The organism is Inquilinus sp. YAF38, from assembly GCF_052113205.1.
Lineage (GTDB): Bacteria > Pseudomonadota > Alphaproteobacteria > DSM-16000 > Inquilinaceae > Inquilinus.
The window spans coordinates 138,276-156,652 of sequence record NZ_JBFRCU010000001.1 but is presented as its reverse complement, the minus strand read 5'-3'; the positions used below and the strand labels follow the sequence as shown (position 1 = coordinate 156,652).

At 66.0% G+C, this 18,377-nt stretch carries 18 protein-coding genes; 15 read left to right on the top strand and 3 right to left on the bottom strand.

The window, feature by feature from the left end; genetic code table 11:
• Positions 1–204 precede the first annotated feature (204 nt).
• The 4 genes from AB4Z01_RS00785 to AB4Z01_RS00770 all read left to right on the top strand — a co-directional run bounded on the left by AB4Z01_RS00785 (position 205) and on the right by AB4Z01_RS00770 (position 4,455).
• Complete coding sequence (locus AB4Z01_RS00785) at positions 205–1,461, top strand: urate hydroxylase PuuD (protein ID WP_441689533.1); 1,257 nt, start codon at positions 205–207, stop codon at positions 1,459–1,461.
• 157 nt (positions 1,462–1,618) lie between these two features.
• Positions 1,619–2,953, top strand: coding sequence for a guanine deaminase (gene guaD / locus AB4Z01_RS00780; protein WP_441689531.1), 1,335 nt, complete (start codon positions 1,619–1,621; stop codon positions 2,951–2,953).
• 19 nt (positions 2,954–2,972) lie between these two features.
• Complete coding sequence (locus AB4Z01_RS00775; RefSeq protein WP_441689529.1) at positions 2,973–3,767, top strand: IclR family transcriptional regulator; 795 nt, start codon at positions 2,973–2,975, stop codon at positions 3,765–3,767.
• Between the two features lie 58 nt (positions 3,768–3,825).
• A complete protein-coding gene (locus AB4Z01_RS00770; protein ID WP_441689527.1) occupies positions 3,826–4,455 on the top strand; it encodes a hypothetical protein in 630 nt (209 codons plus the stop codon).
• Positions 4,456–4,519: 64 nt separating this feature from the next.
• Here the strand turns inward: AB4Z01_RS00770 and AB4Z01_RS00765 are convergent, their stop codons facing one another.
• Entirely contained in the window at positions 4,520–4,741 is a 222-nt protein-coding gene (locus AB4Z01_RS00765; RefSeq protein ID WP_441689526.1) for a type II toxin-antitoxin system Phd/YefM family antitoxin, read from the bottom strand.
• Positions 4,742–5,018: 277 nt separating this feature from the next.
• Here AB4Z01_RS00765 and gcl point away from each other — a divergent pair, with 277 nt between their 5' ends.
• The 11 genes from gcl to AB4Z01_RS00710 all read left to right on the top strand — a co-directional run bounded on the left by gcl (position 5,019) and on the right by AB4Z01_RS00710 (position 17,592).
• Positions 5,019–6,776 (top strand): glyoxylate carboligase, encoded by a 1,758-nt coding sequence (gene gcl / locus AB4Z01_RS00760; RefSeq protein ID WP_441689525.1) that lies wholly within the window; start codon positions 5,019–5,021, stop codon positions 6,774–6,776.
• Positions 6,777–6,907: 131 nt separating this feature from the next.
• Positions 6,908–7,705: a hydroxypyruvate isomerase gene (gene hyi / locus AB4Z01_RS00755; RefSeq protein ID WP_441689524.1), complete on the top strand. Its 798-nt coding sequence runs from the start codon at positions 6,908–6,910 to the stop codon at positions 7,703–7,705.
• Between the two features lie 215 nt (positions 7,706–7,920).
• Positions 7,921–8,820, top strand: a complete 900-nt coding sequence (locus tag AB4Z01_RS00750; protein ID WP_441689523.1) for a 2-hydroxy-3-oxopropionate reductase — start codon at positions 7,921–7,923, stop codon at positions 8,818–8,820.
• Between the two features lie 96 nt (positions 8,821–8,916).
• Complete coding sequence (locus AB4Z01_RS00745; RefSeq protein WP_441689522.1) at positions 8,917–10,254, top strand: 8-oxoguanine deaminase; 1,338 nt, start codon at positions 8,917–8,919, stop codon at positions 10,252–10,254.
• 192 nt (positions 10,255–10,446) lie between these two features.
• On the top strand, positions 10,447–12,231 hold the full coding sequence (locus AB4Z01_RS00740; RefSeq protein WP_441689520.1) for an SRPBCC family protein: 1,785 nt from the start codon (positions 10,447–10,449) through the stop codon (positions 12,229–12,231).
• A gap of 93 nt (positions 12,232–12,324) precedes the next feature.
• Positions 12,325–12,996, top strand: a complete 672-nt coding sequence (locus AB4Z01_RS00735; protein ID WP_441689519.1) for a hypothetical protein — start codon at positions 12,325–12,327, stop codon at positions 12,994–12,996.
• A gap of 8 nt (positions 12,997–13,004) precedes the next feature.
• The gene (locus tag AB4Z01_RS00730) at positions 13,005–13,673 is read left to right on the top strand and encodes a hypothetical protein (protein WP_441689517.1); all 669 of its coding nucleotides are present in this window, start codon (positions 13,005–13,007) and stop codon (positions 13,671–13,673) included.
• Complete coding sequence (locus AB4Z01_RS00725) at positions 13,670–16,096, top strand: hypothetical protein (RefSeq protein ID WP_441689516.1); 2,427 nt, start codon at positions 13,670–13,672, stop codon at positions 16,094–16,096. The genes AB4Z01_RS00730 and AB4Z01_RS00725 overlap by 4 nt, the downstream gene beginning before the upstream one ends.
• A gap of 266 nt (positions 16,097–16,362) precedes the next feature.
• The gene (locus AB4Z01_RS00720) at positions 16,363–16,713 is read left to right on the top strand and encodes an ArsR/SmtB family transcription factor (RefSeq protein WP_441689514.1); all 351 of its coding nucleotides are present in this window, start codon (positions 16,363–16,365) and stop codon (positions 16,711–16,713) included.
• Complete coding sequence (locus AB4Z01_RS00715) at positions 16,697–17,182, top strand: SRPBCC family protein (RefSeq protein WP_441689512.1); 486 nt, start codon at positions 16,697–16,699, stop codon at positions 17,180–17,182. Before AB4Z01_RS00720 ends, AB4Z01_RS00715 begins: the two co-directional genes overlap by 17 nt.
• Entirely contained in the window at positions 17,179–17,592 is a 414-nt protein-coding gene (locus AB4Z01_RS00710; protein ID WP_441689510.1) for a GFA family protein, read from the top strand. Before AB4Z01_RS00715 ends, AB4Z01_RS00710 begins: the two co-directional genes overlap by 4 nt.
• Before the next feature lie 173 nt (positions 17,593–17,765).
• Here AB4Z01_RS00710 and AB4Z01_RS00705 read toward each other — a convergent pair whose 3' ends face one another.
• Together AB4Z01_RS00705 and AB4Z01_RS00700 are read right to left on the bottom strand one after the other, a co-directional pair.
• Entirely contained in the window at positions 17,766–17,936 is a 171-nt protein-coding gene (locus AB4Z01_RS00705; RefSeq protein ID WP_429227581.1) for a hypothetical protein, read from the bottom strand.
• Between the two features lie 206 nt (positions 17,937–18,142).
• On the bottom strand, positions 18,143–18,352 hold the full coding sequence (locus tag AB4Z01_RS00700; protein ID WP_441689508.1) for a hypothetical protein: 210 nt from the start codon (positions 18,350–18,352) through the stop codon (positions 18,143–18,145).
• Between the last annotated feature and the right edge of the window lie 25 nt (positions 18,353–18,377).

Here is an 18,377-nt window from a genome sequence, read left to right as displayed (position 1 = left end):
TTCTCTTATACCGCAAAGAGATCCCCGCTTTCGCGGGGATGACGTCGGGGGTGAGTGTCGGCCCATTCGCCCTATGCGATTATAGCCTTTCTTTTGAAAGTGCTGTGCTCCGCCCGTGCTTCCCGAAGCGAGCCGGTGTTCACTACGCTGGCCAGCACAGGGACAGCCGCGGGCATGGCCAGCGGGAACGGCGGAGGCGACGGCATGGAGCCGATCATCTGGGAATGGATCAACCTCGTGGCCCGCTGGGTGCACGTGATCACGGCCATCGCCTGGATCGGCTCGTCCTTCTATTTCGTCGCGCTGGACCTCAGCCTGAAGAAGCGCGAGGACCTGCCGAAGGGCGCCGGCGGCGAGGCCTGGCAGATCCATGGCGGCGGCTTCTACAACATGGTCAAGTACCTGGTGGCGCCGGACCGGCTGCCGAAGGAGCTGACCTGGTTCAAATGGGAGGCCTACTCCACCTGGATCAGCGGCTTCTTCCTGCTCTGCGTCCTGTACTACCGCGGCGCCGACCTGTTCCTGATCGACCCGCAGGTGTCGATGTTCTCGCCCAAGGAGGCGATCGCGATCAGCGTCGTCAGCCTCGCCCTCGGCTGGCTGGCCTACGACCTGCTGTGCAGATCGCCGCTGGGCGAGAGCGACGTCAAGCTGGCCGCCGCCGGCTTCATCGGGCTGGTCGCGGCGGCCTACGGCTTCGCCCAGGTGTTCAGCGGCCGCGGCGCCATGCTGCAGATGGGCGCACTGATCGGCACCATGATGGTCGCCAACGTCTTCTTCCTGATCATCCCGAACCAGCGCAAGGTGGTCGACGCCCTGATCGCCGGGCGGACGCCCGACCCGAAGCTGGGCCGGCAGGCCAAGCAGCGCTCGCTGCACAACAACTACCTGACCCTGCCGGTGCTGTTCCTGATGCTCAGCAACCACTACCCGCTGGCCTTCGGGTCGCATTGGGCCTGGGTGATGACGGCGCTGGTGCTGGTGATGGGCGGGGTGATCCGGCACTTCTTCAACGCGCGCCACGCCGGCAAGGCGACGCCGTGGTGGACCTGGGGCGTGGCGACAGCCTGCATGGCGGCGATCATCTGGCTGTCGACCCTGCCGCCACCGCGCGAGCACGAGGTGGCGACCGCGACCAAGCCCTGGATCGGGCTGCAGCCCGAGGCTCCGGTGCAAACGGCCATGGCGGCGAGCCCGGTGTCCTTCGCCCAGGTCACCGACGTCGTCGTGTCCCGCTGCAGCATGTGCCATTCGACCATGCCCGGCTGGGAGGGCATCAACGAGGCGCCGCGCGGCGTGCTGCTGGACTCGCCGGAGGAGATCCGGCGCCACGCCAGCCTGATCCGCCTGCAGGCCGTGCTGACCCACGCCATGCCGCCGGCCAATGTCAGCCAGATCACGCCGGAGGAGCGCGACCTCCTCGGGCGCTGGACGGCCGATCCCGACCGGGCCGTGCAGTGAGGCCCAAGATGTCCTTCCCTCCTTTGTCATCCTCGGGCTTGACCCGAGGATCCAGGGGCCATCGAGAGCGGTGCCCGTGGCCCCTGGATTGCCCGGTCAAGCCGGGCAATGACAGAAAAGGTGTCGTGATGACACTCGGGATGACCGGAGACCCAGAATGACCACCACCGCCCTGCGCGGCCGACTGCTGAGCTTCCTCGCCGCCCCGAAGGGTGCGGGCGACAACGCCAGCTACCGCTACGTCCCGGACGGGGTGGTGGTCGTCGAGGACGGCCGCATCACCCGGGTCGGCCCGGCGGCCGAAGTGCTGCCGACGCTGCCGGCCGGCACCGCGGTCGACTGCTATCCGGACGAGCTGATCCTGCCCGGCTTCATCGACGCGCATCTGCACTTCCCACAGACCCAGGTGATCGCCTCCTACGGCGCGCAGCTGCTGGAGTGGCTGCAGAAATACACCTTCGTCGCCGAGCAGCGTTATGCCGACCAGGCCTTTGCCGAGCGCCAGGCGCAGTGGTTCCTGGCCGAGCTGCTGGCCAACGGCACCACCACCGCCGCGGTCTACGGCTCGGTCCATCCCGGCTCGGCCGAGGCCTTCTTCGCCGAATCCGAACGGCTGGGCACCGCCATGATCGCCGGCAAGGTGATGATGGACCGCAACGCCCCGCCCGGCCTGCTCGACACCGCCCAATCCTCCTATGACGACAGCAAGCGGCTGCTGCAGCGCTGGCACGGCAAGGGCCGCCAGCGCTATGCCGTCACGCCGCGCTTCGCCATCACCTCGACCGAGGCCCAGCTGGAGGCGGCGGGCGCGCTGGCCCGGGAGTTCCCGGACGCCTATGTCCAGACCCACATCGCCGAGAACCTCAAGGAGGTCGAGGCGGTGCGCGAGCTGTTCCCCGACAGCCGCGACTATCTCGACGTCTACGACACATACGGGCTGCTGGGGCCCAAGACCCTGTTCGGCCACTGCATCCATCTCGAGGAGCGCGAGCGGCAGCGCATGGCCGAGAGCGGCTCGGTCGCGGTGTTCTGCCCGACTTCGAACCTGTTCATCGGCAGCGGCCTGTTTCCGATGCGCGAGCTGGCACGGCGCACCCCGCCGGTGCGGATCGCGGTGGCGACCGATGTCGGCGGCGGCACCAGCTATTCGATGCTGCGCACGCTGGGCGAGGGCTACAAGGTGCAGCAGCTGCAGGGCACCAACCTGTCGGCGCTGGAGGCCTTCCACCTGGTCACCGCCGGCAATGCCGAGGCGCTGGGCCTCGAGGACGAGATCGGCAGCATCGCCCCGGGGCGGTGCGCCGATCTCGTGGTCCTTGACGCCCGCGCCACCGCAGCCATGGCGCACCGGATGGAGGCGGTCGAGGCCGACCTGGAGGAAGAACTGTTCATCCTCATGACTTTGGGGGATGATCGGTCGGTGAAGGCGACCTACATCCAAGGGCGCCGCATGCATGAACGGGAGGGTACGCGAAGCCGGTCACCGGCCTGAGCGTCCAGTCAGGAGCGCCATGGCCGAGATCGATCGCGACCCCAGCATCGACGAGCCGAAGACCGGGCAGGTCCGGTCGCTGCTCCGCGCCCTGCGGCTGCTCGACACCGTGGCCGGCCGAGCCGAGGGCATGAGCCTGACCGAGCTGGCCCGCGCCACCGACCTCTCCGCCCCCACCGTGCACCGCCTGCTGACCACGCTGGAGGAGGCGCATTACGTGCGCTTCGACCCGGCGACGCGGCGCTGGACGGTCGGGGTGCAGGCCTTCCTCTCCGGCCTCGCCTATGCCGACGGCATGGGGCTGCGCCGCCTGGCCGACCCGCCGATGCGCACCCTGTTCGGCCTGTGCCACGAGACCGTGAACCTGGCGGTGGAGGAGCGCGGCACCATCCTCTATCTGCACCAGCTCGGCGATCCGGGCGCCAGCCTGCCGGGGTCGACGCCGCTGCCGGTGCACGGCTCCGGCGCCGGCAAGGCGCTGCTGTCGGCCAAGACCGACCCGGTGCTGTCGCGCACCCTGCCAGCCCTGGCCCTGACCCGGCTGACCGTGAACACGGTGCCGGACCTGCCCAGCCTGCGCGACCAGATCAGCCGCGCCCGCCGCTCCGGCTACGCCATCGACGACGAGGAGCACCTGTCCGGCGTGCGCTGCGTCGCCTCGCCGATCCTCGACCGCGGCGGCCGCCCGGTGGCCGCCCTGTCGATCTCCGCCCCGCGCGAGCGCATGGGCGACGACCGCATCGGCCAGATCGGCATGCTGGTGCGCCAGGCGGCGGAGAAGGTGACGCTCCAGCTCGGCGGCCGGCCGCACTGAGGTGCTTCAAACATTCCGGACTGCGGTATGATCACAGGCGTCATAGTTCGGATTGACCATGCCACGCCGCGAGCCGATCACCGCCGATGAGTTGACGCGCCGCCTTGAGGCCGACCATGAGTGGGTGGCTCAACGAGCCGAGAGGGAACGCCTTCACGAGGAGCGAGTCGCCGCCCGCGCGAAAAACGAGGCTCCGCTGATCGCGGCGTTAAAGGATGCCGGCATTGACGTCAGATCTGCTTGGCTCTTGAGCAAGAAGCATCCGAAATATCGTTCTGCAATTCCCATTCTGCTCGACCACTTGGACCGTGAGTACTTCGACCGCATCCGAGAGGGGATTGCTCGCTCCCTCGGCGCGCCAGAAGCTCGGCAGCTTGCCTGGGACAAAGTTCTCTCTGTTCTACAGCAGCTGAGATCCACGCCTCAAAGCGGCTTCAGAGATGGGTTGGTAGCCGCAGTGAGCGGTATGGCCCAATCGGCAGATCTGCCCAAGCTCATCGAGCTGGTGGCTGATCCTACCCTCGGCCAATCACGTCTGCTGTTGATCTCCAAGCTATCGCGATCAAGGCAGCCGGAGGCACTGGCGATCTTGGAGAAGCTGAAAGATGACCCTGATCTTTACAAAGAAATTTCGTACCGCTTGAAGCGAAAGACGCTCCACGGGCAGTCGGCTGCTCGGCACTCCTAGTAAGTTGCGAACGGATGGGAGGAGTCACCCTGTAACTCGGCGGCCGGCCTCACTAAGGCCGGCGTCAGCGATCCAGTTCGGCGATGGAGCGACGCAGGTGGTCCGCGTTGGCAGGCGTGCTGAGCAGGTAAGCGGTCTCGCGCAGGGACTCGAACTCGGCCAGCGGGACGATCACCATCGGCTCGTGGCCCGGCCGGATCACGACCAGTTCCGTGCGGTCGGCCTCAAGGCGGTCGAGATGGCCTGCGAGATCGGCCAGCAGATCGGCAAAAGTAACCTCAGGCATGGCCTACTTCCCCTTCGGGGGGCAACCTCCTCATTGTGTCATTGCCGGGCTTGACCCGGCAATCCAGAAGATGTCGACATCCCCTTCCTGTGATGCCCGGGTCAAGCCCGGGCATCACAGGAAGGGGATGGGCACGACCCGATCCAGCCGTTCCACCAGGTGAAAAAGACCGTTCCGGTCCGCCGCATTTCACGCCCTGGAATGTTTCGGGCCTTCGCTGGCCCTGCCCTGCCCCGCCAGCCACTCTCGCCCGAGAACCTTCGAACGGGAGGGCATGATGCCCAAGATGACGGCGATGGAAGCGGCGGTGCATGTGTTGCGCAGCGAAGGCGTGGAGGTGGCGTTCGGCGTGCCGGGTGCCGCGATCCTGCCGTTCTACGAGGCGCTGAAGGACAGCGGCATCCGCCATGTGCTGGTCCGGCACGAGGAGGGCGGCACCCATGCCGCCGAGGGCTACACCCGGGCCCGGGCCGGCGCCATCGGCGTCTGCATCGGCACCTCCGGCCCGGCCGGCACCAACATGATCACCGGCCTGTACTCCGCCATCGCGGATTCGATCCCGATCCTGTGCATCACCGGCCAGGCGCCGCGCGCCAAGCTGCACAAGGAGGATTTCCAGGCGGTCGACATCGCCGCCATCGCCCGGCCCGTGACCAAATGGGCGATCACGGTGATGGAGGGCGCCCAGGTGCCCTGGGTGTTCCGCCGCGCCTTCCAGATCATGCGCTCCGACCGCCCCGGCCCTGTGCATATCGACCTGCCGATCGACGTGCAGAAGGAGATCATCGACTACGATCCGGAGACCGACGCGCGCCTTCCCGTTTCGCGCCCGGCGCCGAACCCCAGCGCCATCGCCCGCGCCGTCGACATGCTGCTGGCGGCGGAGAAGCCGCTGATCGTCGCCGGCGGCGGCATCATCAACGCCGAGGCGTCGGACCTGCTGGTCGAGTTCGCCGAGCTGGTGAACGTGCCGGTGGTGCCGACGCTGATGGGCTGGGGCACCATCCCCGACGACCACCCGCTGAACGCCGGCATGGTCGGGCTGCAGACCCAGCACCGCTACGGCAACGCCACCTTCCTGCAGAGCGATGTGGTGCTGGGCATCGGCAATCGCTGGGCCAACCGGCACACCGGGTCGACCGACGTCTATACCAAGGGCCGCAAGTTCATCCATGTCGACATCGAGCCGACCCAGATCGGCCGGGTGTTCTGCCCGGACCTCGGCATCGTCGCCGATGCCGGGCTGGCGCTGGAGGCGCTGATCGCCGAGGCCCGCGGCCGCCGCCTGCCGAAGCGCGACGCCTGGACCGGCGCGGTGCAGGAGCGCAAGCGCACCATGCTGCGCCGGACCGATTTCGACAACACCCCGATCAAGCCGCAGCGGGCCTTCCAGGAGATCAACGCCGCCTTCGGCCGCGACACCCGCTTCGTCACCGCGATCGGCCTGTACCAGATCGCCTCCGGCCAGTTCCAGAAGGTGTACAAGCCGCGCAACTACATCATCTGCGGCCAGGCCGGCCCGCTGGGCTGGGAGGTGTCGGCCTGCACCGGCGCCAAGCTGGCCGACCCGTCGGCCGAGGTGGTCGGCATCGTCGGCGACTATTCGCTGCAGTTCCTGATCGAGGAGCTGGCGGTGGCCGCGCAGTACCGCATCCCCTTCGTGCTGGTGGTGCTGAACAACGCCTATCTCGGCCTGATCCGGCAGGCCGAGCGCGGCTACAACATGGATTACGAGGTCCAGCTCTCGTTCCAGAACATCAACGCGCCGGAGATCGGCGATTACGGTGTCGACCACGTCAAGGCGGCGGAGGCGTTCGGCTGCATCGCCCGCCGGGTGTTCGACCCGGCCGAGATCGGCGAGGCCCTGCAATGGGCCCGCACCCGCGCCACCCAGGCCAGCCTGCCGGTCATGGTCGAGATCATCACCGAGCGGGTGACCAACATCGCCATGGGGCCGGAGATCGACAATGTCACCGAGTTCGAGGAGGTCGTCGACCTCGCCCCCGTCCCGGCCCGCGAGCCGGAGACGGTGTAGCGACAGCCTCTTTCCGCCGCATTCCCTTTTCCTGTCATGCCCGGGCTTGACCCGGGCATCCAGAGACTGTCGACGCCGTCTGGATTGCCGGGTCAAGCCCGGCAATGACAGCGGCAGAATCGGAGCCCTTCATGCCGCGCTTCGCCGCCAACCTGACCATGCTGTTCAACGAGCATTCCTTCCTCGACCGCTTCGGCCGCGCCGCCGAGGCCGGATTCACCGGGGTCGAGTACCTGTTCCCCTACCCCTATCCGAAGGACGAGCTGGCCGAGCGGCTGCAGCGCCACGGCCTGACCCAGGTGCTGCACAACCTGCCGGCCGGCGACTGGGCCAAGGGCGAGCGCGGCATCGCCTGCCTGCCCGACCGCAAGGGCGAGTTCCAGGACGGGGTCGGCCTGGCCATCGACTATGCCACCGCGCTGGGCTGCCGCCAGCTCAACTGCCTGGCCGGCAAGCGGCCGGCGGGCGTGGCCGAGACGGTGCTGGGCGACACGCTGGTCGACAACCTGCGCTTCGCCGCCAAGGCGCTGGGCGAGGCCGGCATCACCTTGCTGGTCGAGCCGATCAACACCCGCGACATCCCCGGCTTCTTCCTCAGCGGATCGCAGCAGACGCTGGACCTGCTCGACGCGGTCGAGGCGCCGAACACCAGGCTGCAATACGACATCTACCACATGCAGATCATGGAGGGGGACCTGGGGCCGACGCTGCAGGCGCTGATGTCCCGCATCGGCCACATCCAGGTGGCGGACAACCCCGGCCGGCACGAGCCGGGCACCGGCGAGATCCACCACCCCTTCCTGTTCCGCCTGCTCGACGCGCTCGGCTATGCCGGCTGGGTCGGCGCCGAATACGTGCCGCAGGTCGGCACCGAGGCCGGCCTCGGCTGGTTCGCGCCGTATCGGGCCAGGGCGACCGTCGCGGCGTGAGCCATTCCCCCTCACCCTCCCACAAACAGCCTTTTCGGAATTCCCAACACCGTCATTGCGAGCGCAGCGAAGCAATCCATGGTGCAGCACGAGCGGAGGCATGGATTGCTTCGTCGGCTTCGCCTCCTCGCAATGACGGCGGGGGGTAGCTGCTCCGAAAAGGGTCTCGCAGGGGATTGCACAGAGAAGCTCCCCTTTTTTCTGAGGAGTTCGTCATGAACGTCGCCTTCATCGGCCTCGGCATCATGGGCCGCCCCATGGCCGGCCACCTGATCGCCGCCGGGCACAGCCTGTTTCTCTACGACATCACCGGCGTGCCGGAGGGGCTGGCCGGCACCGCCGTCGCCTCCGCCGCCGAGGCGGCACGGCGGGCCGACATCGTCATCATCATGGTGCCCGACACGCCGCATGTGGAGGCGGCGCTGTTCGGCCCCGGCGGCGTCGCCGAGGGGCTGTCGCCCGGCAAAATCGTGGTCGATATGAGCTCGATCTCGCCGATCGCCACCAAGGGCTTCGCCGGGAAGATCAACGCGCTGGGCTGCGACTATCTCGACGCCCCGGTCTCGGGCGGCGAGGTCGGGGCCAAGGCCGCCAGCCTGACCATCATGGTCGGCGGGCCGCAGGCCGCCTTCGACCGGGTGCGCCCGCTGTTCGAGGTGATGGGCAAGACCGTCACCCTGGTCGGCGGCAATGGCGACGGCCAGACCACCAAGGTCGCCAACCAGATCATCGTCGCCCTGACCATCGAGGCGGTGGCCGAGGCGCTGCTGTTCGCCGCCAAGGCCGGCGCCGACCCGGCCCGGGTGCGCCAGGCGCTGATGGGCGGCTTCGCGGCCTCGCGCATCCTCGAGGTGCATGGCGAGCGCATGATCCAGCGCAACTTCGCGCCCGGCTTCCGCATCGCCCTGCACCAGAAGGACCTGGCCCTGGCGCTGGACGGCGCCAAGGCGCTGAGCGTGCCGCTGCCGAACACCGCGGCGACGCAGCAGCTGTTGCACGCCGCCATCGCCCAGGGCGGCGCCGCCTGGGACCATTCCGCCATCCTCAAGGTGCTGGAGCGCCAAGCCGATTTCGAGATCGCCGCGCCCGCGGCGGCGCAGCAGGACGCGGCGTGATGCCATCGCCAGGTTGAAGCACTTTCAAATCGCACAACCCCTCCTGTCCCCCTCATCCGGTGCTACGCTCCGGATAACGGGAACGGGAGGCATGCGATGCGGCTGTGGATCAAGGACCCGCTGGCGATCCTGGCGGACGGTGCCGAGCGCGGCGTGGTGGTCGAGGATGGGCGGATCGCCGAGCTGGTGCCGGCGGGACGGGAGCCGGCGGCGCCGGTGGACGACGTGTTCGACGCCGGCAGCCATGTCGTGCTGCCCGGGCTGATCAACACCCATCACCATTTCTACCAGACCCTGACCCGCGCCGTGCCGGCGGCGCTGGACCGCGAGCTGTTCCCCTGGCTGCAGGCGCTGTACCCGGTCTGGGCCCGGCTGGACCCGGAGGCGCTGCGCAGCGCCGTCACCGTGGCGATGGCCGAGCTGCTGCTGTCCGGCTGCACCACCACCTCGGACCACCACTACGTCTTCCCGGACGGGCTGGAGCACGCCATCGACATCGAGGTCGAGGTGGCCAAGTCGCTGGGCGTCCGCGCCGTGCTGACCCGCGGATCGATGAACCTGTCGGTGCGCGACGGCGGCCTGCCGCCGGACAGCGTGGTGCAGGACGAGGATGCGATCCTGGCCGACAGCGAGCGGCTGGTCGCGGCGCATCACCAGCCCGGCGACGGCGCCATGGTGCAGATCGCGCTGGCCCCCTGCTCGCCCTTCTCGGTCACCGGGTCGCTGATGCGGCGCACGGCGGAGCTGGCCGATCGGCTCGATGTCCGGCTGCACACCCATCTGGCCGAGACCGAGGACGAGAACCGCTTCTGCGTCGAGAAATTCGGCGGCCGGCCGCTCGACTACCTCGAGGAATGCGGCTGGCTGGGCCCGCGCACCTGGCTGGCGCATGGCGTCCATTTCAACCCGGCGGAAATCGGCCGCATGGCCCGGGCCGGAACGGCGGTGACGCATTGCCCCTGTTCGAACCAGATTCTGGCCTCCGGCCACTGCCCGGTGCACGGCATGGAGCAGGCGGGGATGAAGGTCGGCCTCGGCGTCGACGGCTCCGCCTCCAATGACGGGTCGAACCTGATGCAGGAGGTGCGCGCCGCCTTCCTGCTGCAGCGGCTGCATTACGGCGTCACCGCGATCAGCCACCACGACGCGCTGCGCTGGGCCACCGCAGGTTCCGCCGCCTGCCTCGGCCGGCCGGATCTCGGCGTGATCGCGCCGGGCAAGCAGGCCGACCTGGCCCTGTTCGCGCTGGACGAGCTGCGCTTCGCCGGCCATGGCGACCCGTTGGCCGCCCTGGTGCTGTGCGGCGCCCACCGAGCCGATTTCGTCATGGTCGGCGGCGTGTGGCGGGTGGAGCATGGCGCGATCCCCGGCCTGGACCTGCCCCGGCTGATAAGCAGCCACCAGGCCCTCGCGGCACGGATACAGGCGGGCTGAGGAGCCTCCCTTCACTCCATTCCGTCATCCCCGCGAAAGCGGGGATCTCGCAACGCATTGATCGGAAAGAGATTCCCGCTTTCGCGGGAATGACGATAGGGGAGGGAGAAGAGCATCGCCCTTGCCAAACAGCCGTTCGATTCCATAAAATGACCATTCAATAAGGATCGAACAGCCGATCGGGAGGTTGGCATGGACGACGGCATGGAGATCCGGGTGCGGGCGCGGCTGCCGCAGGATGCCCGGCGCGAACAGCTGATCGATGCGGCGATCACCGCGATCGCCGAACACGGCCTGTCGAACGTCACGCTGAGCAAGGTGGCCAGCCTGGCCGGGCTGACCGCCGGCATGGTCAATTTCCACTTCAAGTCGAAGCAGGACCTGCTGCAGGCCACGCTGGCCCGCATGGCCGAGGCCTATCGCAGCCTGTGCGAGAGCGCGGTGGCCGCCGCCGGCCGGGCGCCGGAGCAGGCGCTGATGGCGCTGGTCCGCGCCAGCTTCGACCCGCAGGTGGCGAGCCTGGAGCGGCTGGCGGTCTGGTACGCCTTCTGGGGCGAGAGCCGGGCCCGCGACGACTACATGGCGCTGGTCGGCGCCTCCGACCGCGCCTTCTACGAGGCGGTGCACGCGCTGATGGCCGAGCTGGCCGAGCGCGCCGGCGCCCGGATCGAGCTGCGCGCCGCTGCGCTGGGCCTGTGCGGGCTGGTCGATGCGCTGTCGCAGGAGGCGCTGGTGCAGCGCGAGGCCTTCGACTGGGACGACGCGGTCGACACCTGCCGCCGTTATCTGGCCAACCTGTACCCGGCGGCGTTCGCCACCCCGGCCCGGCTGCGCCTGGTGGCGGAGGCCGAGCCCGACGCCCCTGCCCTGCCGCCGACCCTGCCCGGTTGGACCTATGCCGATCCCGGCATCCACGCGGCCGAGGTCGCGCGCATCCACCGCCCGGCCTGGCAGCTGGTGGCGCATGTCTCGGAGCTGCCGGCCCCCGGCGACTACGTCACCTTCGAGGCGCTGGGCGAGCGCGCCTTCGTCATCCGCGGCGAAGACGGCGGGGTGCGCGCCTTCCACAATGTCTGCCGGCACCGCGCCCATGCCGTGCTGCAGGGCCGCGACGGCCATTGCAGCGGGCTGATCCGCTGCCCCTACCACGCCTGGTGCTACGCCTGGGACGGGCGGCTGCGCGCGGTGGCGGCGGCCAAGACCTTCCCGGAGATCGACACCGCGGGCCTCGGCCTGCTGCCGCTGGATTGCGAGGTGTTCGCCGGCTTCGTCTTCCTGCGCTTCGAAAGCGGCGGCCCGTCGGTGGCCGAGCGCTACGCCCCCTATGCGGCAGAGCTGGCGGCGCACCGGATCGAGGAGATGGTGCCGATCACCGACTATTGGATCGGCGAGATCGATGCCGACTGGAAGACTGTCTGGGACAACTACCTCGAGGACTACCACTTCCCGACCGGCCATCCCGGCCTGTTCGGGCTGATGTCCGGCGCCTATGACCGCGAGCCGGACGACGCCAGCCGCACCATCCGCCTGAGCCACGCGCTGCGCCGCGATCCCGACGGCGGCTGGTCGACCCGGGCCTATGCCCGGCTGCTGCCGGACGTGCCGCATCTGCCCGAGGCGCTGAAGCGGCGCTGGACCTATCTGTTCCTGTACCCGGCGGTGTCGCTGGAGCTGTATCCGGACATGCTGGATTATTTCCACATCCTACCCGCAGGCCCCGGCCGGTCGATCCTGCGCTGGCGCGCCTATGCCCGGCCGGACGACCGCCGCGCCATGCAGCTGACCCGGCGGCTGAACCTGCGGGTGAACAACCGGGTGCATGACGAGGATGCGGCGCTGCTCCGTTCGGTCCAGCAGGGCCTCTCCGGCTCGGCCTATGGCAGCGGCGTGCTGGGCGAGAAGGAGATCAACCTCCGCGCCTTCCAGGGCTGGATCCGCCGCGACGTGCCGGAGGCCGGGCAGGGAAGGGCTGGATAGCGGCACGGAGCCCGTGGCGTGCTCGCGTTATAACGCGAACCGATGTAGCTTCAGAACGCAATTGGGCTTTGGCTGCCCAGTTCGGAGGATGGCATGTTTCAGCACTCGCCCGGAAGTCATGTTCCACACAGGTTTTCTGGCATTCTTTCGGCCGATCCCACGGACCGATTGGCATCTCGCTCCGTATTCGACGAAATACTGCTGACAAACGACGATTTCGTCGTCACGCCGACACTTGGCTCCATCCTGCCGCTTTGGCTGCTCGTGATCCCGCGGGCGGCAGTGCTCAATTTCGCGTCTTTAGACCAGCAGAGAGGACACGGAAGCGCAGCCGATATTGTCAGCCAGATTTTGTCGCACTACGACATATCTCCGGCGCGCGCCATCTGGTTCGAGCACGGGCCATCCCAAGAAGGCTCGCAAGTCGGATGTGGTGTCGACCATGCACATTTGCACATCCTGATCGACCCGCCGTTCGGTGTGGATGAGTTGGCATCGGCAGCTTCGAAAGCAGGCAGCCTAGCCTGGAAGCTCACCGTCCCAAGCGAGGCATATTTGGCTGTCGAGGTATCAAGCTCTTATCTCGTTCTTTGCTCGGGCGACACCGCTTATGTCACCCACAATGTTGATCATGTCGGTTCGCAGTTCTTGCGTCGCCAGATAGCGACGCTCGTGGGCAAGCCGGATGCATGGAACTATAGAACCCATCCCCATACGGACAACGTCTGCCGAACCATCAACGCCCTGGCCCCTGTCCGAACATAAGGCTACCTGTGACAAGCGCCAAAGACACGCCTGACTCTTCGACGGCGGCCGATGTCGTCCCCTTACCGACTGCTTCGTTGCCGTCACCCGAGTTCGCGCAACCCGGCGCCGCAAAGGCCGAGTATACCGATGGCCGCCTTCCCGGTGATTGGAAGACCAAGTACCCCGCCGAGGCAAGACGATGCATCAATCAGGAAGCACTGATCCTTTCGGCTATTCTAGCCGTAGTCACGTTTCTGAGCGGCCTTTTCCTGAGCCTCTCGGGCCATTCGTGGCAAATTCCCCTATCGTTTCTCATTTCGGATAGTGATCCTATCCGAGCTGTCGAAATGCCTCGGATGAACATCGTATTCCAACTGGTCGCGACCTACTTCGTCGGCAGTTTGGGAGGAACGACGTTCTCGATAAAATGGCTCGTGCATTCTGTAGCCAAATCCAAATGGCATCTTGACCGGCGGTACTGGAGACTCTTCGTTCCGTTTATTGGAGGCATCTACGCCTGCGTTGTTCTGACGTTGTTGGATGGAGGATTGCTCGGAAGTCAGGCCTCCGCTTCGCCACGGTCGGGGGCAGCAACCGCGGCTCTGGCGTTTATGATCGGCTATTTTTCCGATGGGGTGAGCGGGCTACTCTCGAACATTGCCAATGCGGTGTTCGGCACTCTGGAAAAGAAATGATCGAGAAGATCATTTTTTCGTGGGACTCCGATCCGCTTTCATGGGCGGAAATCGAATCCCTAAGGCAGGAGTTCGGCTCCAAGGCTGCAACCCTGGCAACATTACCCAGGCTATGGACGCCACCTTTCGCTTTGGTATCGGCTGGAGTTTTCGAGGATAACAAAGCCGATCTCAATGCGATCGACGGGGAAGCCATAGATCGGCTCCGCCATCTGGCTGCAATGACAGGCGTGATTTACGTCCGATCCAGTATCGTGGGCGAAATGATATGGGACAGAGGCAGTTACGAGAGCGTCCCAGTCAGAGCCGATACGGAGGACTTTGTTGGCGACATATGCTCGGCCATAAGGCAGGTTCTCGACTCCGCGCCAAAGAGACGTGTCGGCATCGTCATGCAAAGCTACCTTACCCCTCGGGGTAAGGGGGAGTTCGGCAACCTCCTCCGCATTTCCAAGACTCGCGATCACTGGGAACTCAGTTCCGATTACGGCGGGTTAACGTCGCGGGTCCGTCTCAACGCGCAGAGAGACGAGGCAGCAAATCCGCGCAGATCGCTCGAAATTAAGCCTGGCATGCAGAGGGAACGGCTCTTTGGATCCATCGCTGCCTGGCTTAACAACGACCTACTGAGAGGAGTGTTGCAGAGGGTCAACTGTGAATGGATTGAGACCAGTGACGACAAAGTCTATCTCGTTCAAGTAGACCAGGAGGATGAAGACGTCTCCGGCGTGAATCCATTCAACGTAAGGATAGGACCTTTTTACCGTCCCGCTTCCGTCAACGGCAGATTTTTAAGGGCCGCCGAGGGCGACGCCTTGAAGCAATGGGATAAGCTTCGGGTCCTCGAAGAGTTGTGGGAACCAGATGCTGCGAATCGACCAACGCTCTTTTATGTCCCTTTCGAGCAGCTGCCGCGCACTGGCGATGCAGATGGCCTCCAGAATCTAGAGGAAGATTTCAGATCCCTGATCGGACCCGACGGAATTGTCATCAGAACCAGCGGCCACGAGAAAGCGCTGAATCTGAGGCGAACGGAGGGCCTAACCCCCGATGAGGCAGCGCGTCGGTGCCTAGCGGTCCGAGACCAAATGCAGGAAGAGGAGGGAGGCCCTGTAGACCTTGCATTCGTTGTCCACCGCTTCATTGCCGCTCGCGCTTCCGCTTGGGCCCGGGCGGATCCACAGAGCCCCATTGTTGAGATCCACAGCCTCTGGGGCCTACCCGACGCACTTCAGTATTGTCCATATGATATCTGGGAAGTGCATGTCCCGACTGAGTTGGCAACCGAGTACACCGAATACAAGTCGAACATGCTTCTTGCTCACGAGAGTGGTAATTGGGAATATGTCAGAATCAGAAATGATCTTGGTCGGAGCCTAAGTATTGGCCGAAAGGAGGCCCTGGATCTCGCTACAAGAACGCGCGCCATCGCTGATCGGCTTGGGAAAGCTTGCCACGTCATGTGGTTTGTCGGATGTGTGGACGACAAGGGGCTGACATTCAATCTGCCTTGGTATTGGACCGAAGCACACGACACGGAGCGCAACTCTGATCGTAGTAATTACAAGACCATCACGATCGCCGATAGAGACGACCTAGACAAGGTCCGAAACCTCCCGGCACCACGCTCAAAACTCGCGCTTGAGCTTATGCCGACGGATCAAGAACTCATGCGCGACATGAAGTTCATCGACGCTGTTGGAAACGCTGCCCTCGAACTATCTGTACCGGTCATGTTGGCGGGCTCCACTCTTGCCCACGCATACTTCGCTCTGCGACGCCTCGGATGCGCTGTAATAGCCACGGGTGAGAAGGACCACACTCGAGTCCGGCGTAGCGTCATGTTCGGCAAGATCGTCAGAGACCGCATCCCAGGCCGCATCGCCAACCGACAGGAAGCAGAGATCACACGAAAGATACCCAACAACCTAAAGAAAGGATTCTTGATCAGCAAGTTACTTGAGGAGGCACTTGAAGTTCGTAACGCACGAACCATAGATGATAAGCGTGGAGAACTTGCTGATCTATTCGAAATTATTCGCTCCCTCGCACAAGCAGACAACATTCAGCTGGATGAGGTAGTCGACGCAGCTGATCGAAAGCGGGCCCTGGCGGGCGGCTTCGATGAAGGCCTCATCCTTCTCAAGACCGGGATCCTGGGTCGCGATCGTGAGTCTATGCAGCCCACTGCGAAGGCTCTTACCCAGGTTCTCGGTCAACAGGTGTCCGGTGACACCTACGCTTTGCCGTTTACCTTCTTCGGATTTATGGAAGAGGACAAGCCCAGGGCCATCATCTTCGAGGATCTGGGGATTCGAATTGACGTTACGTTGCGCAAGGATCGGATTGAACTACAAGCCTCGCTAGATGCAGAACAACTGGAGTTGCCGCTGGAAGTACCGGAAACCGACGACTCACTTTAATATACGACCATCTTTCTTCTTTCTAGCCTGATCTAGTAGGTTATTGAATGAAAAATCCGAATAATACGGGCAAGTAGTTTCCTTACAGATTCGCCTAGCCCACTGGCGTGCTGGGCGAGAAGGAGATCAACCTCCGCGCCTTCCAGGGCTGGATCCGCCGGGATGTGTCGGAGGCCGGGCAGCCGCGATCGTCATCGGGTGTCTTGACAGGTCCAGGTCAGTGGCCGTATTGAACCATCTGGTTGTTTAACCGATCGGTTCATAACGTGTCGACGGATCCCCTCAGCCTCACTCTGGCGGCGCTCGCCGACCCCACCCGCCGGGCCATCCTGGCGCGGCTGGCGCGGGGTGAGGCCTCGGTCACCGAGCTCGGTGAGCCTTTCGCCATGAGCCTGACCGCCGTGTCCAAGCATCTGAAGGTGCTGGAGCGCGCCGGGCTGGTGGCGCGCAGCCGCTCGGCGCAGTGGCGGCCCTGCCGGCTGCAGGCCGGGCCGCTGAAGGAGATCGCCGACTGGGTCGAAGGCTATCGCCCGTTCTGGGATGCCGGCTTCGACCGGCTGAACGCCTATCTGCGCCAACTGCAAGGCAAGGACACCGACGATGACCGCACCCAGTGACAGCGCCACCCTGGAATCAGGATCGGAGCTGGTGATCACCCGCCAGTTCGACGCGCCGCGCAGCCTGGTGTTCAAGGCCTGGACCCAGCCCGAGCATCTGGTGTGCTGGCTGGGGCCGAAGGATTTTTCCGCCTCCGCGGTGCGGATCGACCTGCGGCCGGGCGGCGCCTGGAGCGCCGTCATCACCTCGCCCGAGGGCAAGAGCTTCGGCATGGCGGGGATCTATCGCGAGATCGCGCCGCCGGACCGGCTGGTCTTCACCTTCGCCTGGGACGAGGAGGTGGCGCAGCAGATGCTGATCGCCCTCACCTTCCGGGAGCACGGCGGCAGGACCGAGATGACCTTCCGCCAGACCGGCTTCCGGTCGATCGAGAGCCGCGACAGCCACCGCGGCGGCTGGAACGAGTGCTTCGACAAGCTGCCGGGCTTTCTGGCTCAGGCTGAACCATCGGGAGGGGACGCGCGATGAAACGCAGCTATCACGGCAGCTGCCATTGCGGCGCCGTGCGCTTCGAATGCGAGGCCGACCTGGCGGCCGGCACCAGCCGCTGCAACTGCTCGATCTGCGGCAAGGGGCGGTTCTGGAAGGCGATCGTGAGGGCGCCCGACTTCCGCCTGCTGCAGGGCGAGGATGCGCTGTCGGATTATCAGTTCGACGGCGCCGCGGGCGGCACCATCCATCACCTGTTCTGCCGCCGCTGCGGCGTCAAGCCGTTCGGCCGCGGCCATATGGAGGCGCTGGGCGGCACCTTCTATGCCGTCAACGTCGCCTGCCTGGATGATGTGACGGCCGAGGAGCTGGCCGGGCTGCCGGTCCAGTTCGAGGACGGCCGCGCCGACCATTGGGAGAGGGCGCCGGCGGAGACGCGCCACCTGTAGAGACCGTCTGCAAATGCTACTGGCGCGGCCGTCTGACGGCGGTTTCTGCGCTTCCGGTGCTCACGGACCCGAACGTCCGCTGCGCGCCGGTTCTCGAAACCACCGCCATCCGACTCACGCCAGCGCATTTTCAAACGGTCTCTAGGGCTGCGCGCCCCCGCCGTGGCTTACCCTCAGTAGGCCGGCGTCACGACGGTCGTGCGCGGCGGCGGCGTCACCACGGTCGCCGACGGCGCCGGCTGGGTGACCACGGTGGTGTCCGGCTTGTCCGGGGTGTTGTTCACGGTGCAGGCGGCCAGGAGCGGCAGCCCGAGAAGGGTGATGGCCAGGATGGTGGAGCGCATGTCCAATCCTCCATTTCGGGTGGAAGCGGTCTGAGTCGGCACCGCGCTCAATCAGCAACAAGACGACGCGGCGCCGTGTTCCCCGGAAGGTCCGGGTCTCGAGGGTCGGGCCGGCACGGAGGCCTTCGGGAAGCGGATGCCCGATCAGGCGCCCTGGCGGCCGAAGCCGCGGGGCCGCCGTGCCGGCTCGACCATTCCGGCCGGCCTCAGTAGGCCGGCGTCACCACCGTCGTGCGCGGCGGCGTGACATAGGTGGTGGTGCCCGGCATGACCACGGTCGGGGCGGGCTGAGTGACCACGGCCGGCGCCGGCTGGGTGAGCACGGTGGTCCGGGCGGGCGGGGCGGTGTTCACCGTGCAGGCGGCCGCCAGCAGCGACAGACCGGCCAGGGCGAAAGCCGTGGAGATGGAACGCATAGCACGTCCTCCAGTTCAGTGAAGC